The organism is Streptomyces botrytidirepellens (genome assembly GCF_003721215.1).
GTDB classification, from domain to species: domain Bacteria; phylum Actinomycetota; class Actinomycetes; order Streptomycetales; family Streptomycetaceae; genus Streptomyces; species Streptomyces himastatinicus.
On sequence record NZ_RIBZ01000554.1, the window covers coordinates 1 to 3,092 of the forward strand.

A 3,092-nucleotide genomic window follows, 5' to 3' on the forward strand; every position below is an offset into this window, starting at 1 on the left:
CGCACGCGCGGTCGGTACGGCCGGCGCCGCCACCGGGCGGCGCCGGCCCCGCACCACCCCGCCGTACCAGATGACCACCGGCGCCAGGCACAGCGCGAGCGCGAGGACGGCCCACGTCCGCATCGCCGCGTGGGTGTGCCCCAGGGAGAACGAGGCCGCGAGCGAGGTGCCGAAGAGCCCGCCCCACAGCAGGTGGATGCGGAACGTGGAGAGCCGGTCCGGGCTGGACGAATCGCCCTTGGGCGTGACCACGAACCGGCTCTTGCGCCGCAGCGCCGCGTCGAACAGCGACTTGACGTAGATCGGCGCGGACAGGGCGGAGAGCAGCATCCCGGCGAGCCCGCCCGACCCCTCGGGCTCGTGCGGGGAGACGTTGTGGCGGCGGTTCCAGATGTACAGCCCGATCTGGAGCATGGCGGCGTCGCTGTAGAGCATCATCCACAGCTCGGCCGGGATGTCGAGCCCGGCCGCGCCCAGCATCAGGAACAGCGTGCAGGACAGCGCCGAGAGCACCCAGTTGACCGCGGTCATCGGGTAGTACGTGATCAGCAGCGTGTAGTTGAGCAGCTTGCCGGGGGACAGCGTGAACGGGGCCTTCCAGAACTGCTTGAGCACCGTCTCGTAGGTGCCCCGGCTCCACCGCATCTGCTGGGTGAAGAAGTCGGTCCAGGAGCTGGGTCCCTCGCCGACCGCCAGCACGTCCGGGGTGTACACCGAGCGCCACTTCTTGCCGGTGGCCGGGTTGCGGTGGCGGTGCAGCTCGAAGCCGGTGGCCATGTCCTCGGTGATCGAGTCGTACAGCCCGCCGATGCTGCGCAGCGCGCTGATCCGCACCGCGTTGTTGGTGCCCACGAACATCGGGCTGCCGTACGCGTTCCCGGCCCGCTGGATCAGCGCGTGGAACAGGAACTGCTGGCTTTCGGCGGCCTTGGTCACGGCGGTGTCGTAGTTTCCGTACACCTGCGGCCCCACCACGAAGGAGACATCCGGATCGCGGAAGTAACCCAGCATGCGCTCCAGGAAGTTGGGCAGCGGCACATGGTCGGTGTCCACGCACGCCATGAATTCATAAGCGTCCCCGTGCGCGTCCAGCCAGGCGTTGTAATTCCCGTGTTTCGTCCTCGCCCGGAAAGTGCCCTTCGGCTGATTCCACTTCTCGACGCCCTTGCGGGAGAAGTGCCGTACGCCCAGCCGCGCGCACAGCTCCTTGACCTCCGGGTCGTCCCCCTCGTCCAGCAGCCAGACGTCCAGCGTCCCCTGGTGCCGGATGCGCACCGCACCCTCCAGCGTGGCCCGGACCATCGCGATCGGCTCCTTGCCGGGCACGAAACTGGTCAGGAACGCCACCCGGGTGCCGCGCTCGGCGGTCACCGGCACCGGATCCCGGGCCACCAGCGTCGCGTGCGCGTTGGAGATGACCGTGACGAGCCGGAACGTCTCGATCAGCGCGATCGAGACCAGCATCGCGACATCCGCCGCCGTCTCCCACGCCGTCACATGGCTGCGCGCCGCCCAGTGGTCCGGCCGCAGCAGCCAGAACAGCAGCACCGCCGAGCACACCGGCGCCCCGCACAGCAGCAGCGCCGCCCGGAACCGGTGCGGCTCCTGCGCCAGCAGGCTGCGGCTGCGCACCCGGTACGGGTGGTCGGCGGGCGGTTCCGTCAGCGGGCCCGCCAGCTCGCTGTACCGCTTGTACTCGTACACCGCGGCCGGGCGGGGGCGCACGCCATCCGGGGCGGGGCGCGCATGCGGGGGTGCGGCGGCGTGCCCGGCGGTGCGCGCGGCGGCGGGGGCGACTCCACGACGCGGATCTCGTGCGTTTCTCGAATTTCTGACGGGGGTCTGTGCAGACATGGGCGCTCCCGCGGGCTGTCTGGAAACCGGATGTCGCGCCGCGATGACCCGGACGGACCACATTCGTCATGTCATCGCGCGAGATGAGAAGGTAACAATCGGATGTGGCGGTATTGCGCACATCGGATTTTCGGCGCGCCTTTGGCGATACGCTGCGAAAGCGCCACCCTGACGGCCCATCAGCGCGCGTCTTACGTGATTTACATCCCGCCCTCTGGCAAGGTCGGATATCGCGTGAAAGACGGACGCCACGCGAAACGACGGCGGAACGACGGAGGATGGGGCGGGGTCGCCCGATGAGAGTTCTGCACATCATCTCCCGCCTCGGCGCGGGCGGCGCCGAACAGCAACTGCGGCTGCTGCTGCGCCATGTGCCGGTGCGCTGCGACGTGGTCGCCCTCGCCGCACCGGGCAGAACCGCCCACGGCATCCGCGCCGACGGCATCCCGGTCACCCATCTGCCCCTGGACGGCCGCGCGGGCGAGCTGCGGGCGCTGCCCGCCCTGGTGCGCACCATCCGCTCCGGCGGCTACGACGTGGTGCACACCCACCTCTACCGGGCCTGCGTCCTGGGCCGGATCGCCGCCCGGCTGGCGGGCGTACGGGCCGTGATCGCCACCGAACACGCCCTGGGCGCGGGCAGCCTCGACGGCCGCCCCCTGAGCCCCGCCGTCCGCGCCCGCTACCTGGCCGCCGAGCGGCTGGGCTCGGCGACCGTCGCCGTCTCGGCCGCCGTCGCCGACCGGCTGCGCGACTGGGGCGTGCCCAACCACCGGATCCATCTGGTGCCCAACGGCATCGACGCCCGTCACTTCCGCTTCGCCCCCGCCGCCCGCGCCGCCGCCCGCGCCCGCCTGGCCATCCCCGACCACGCCTTCGTCGTCGGTGCGGTGGGACGGCTGGTGGCGGCCAAGCGGTTCGAGGTGGCGGTGCGGGCCGTCGCCGCCGTACCCGGGGCCCGGCTGCTGCTGGTCGGCGAGGGGCCCGAGCGCCCCGCCCTGGAGGACCTGGCCGCCCGGCTGGGCGCGGCCGACCGGATCCGGCTGCTGGGGGAGCGGGACGGGGCCGTGGCCCCGCCCGACGACCGGCCCGCCGGACTGCCCGGGCTGCTGGCCGCCATGGACGTCCTGGTCTCGCCGTCCGCCGAGGAGGCGTTCGGGCTCGCCGCGCTGGAAGCCCTCGCGGCCGGGCTGCCCGTGCTGCACACCGTCTGTCCGGCCCTCGACGAGCTCCCCGCG

General features: G+C 72.2%; 2 protein-coding genes. One reads left to right on the plus strand and one right to left on the minus strand.

What is annotated here, in order from left to right:
* On the minus strand, positions 1–1,854 hold a 1,854-nt coding region (locus tag EEJ42_RS32710; RefSeq protein ID WP_123105575.1), incomplete at its 3' end, for a glycosyltransferase family 2 protein.
* Between the two features lie 296 nt (positions 1,855–2,150).
* On the opposite strand from EEJ42_RS32710, the gene EEJ42_RS32715 reads away from it, so the two are divergent.
* On the plus strand, positions 2,151–3,092 hold a 942-nt coding region (locus tag EEJ42_RS32715; RefSeq protein ID WP_123105573.1), incomplete at its 3' end, for a glycosyltransferase.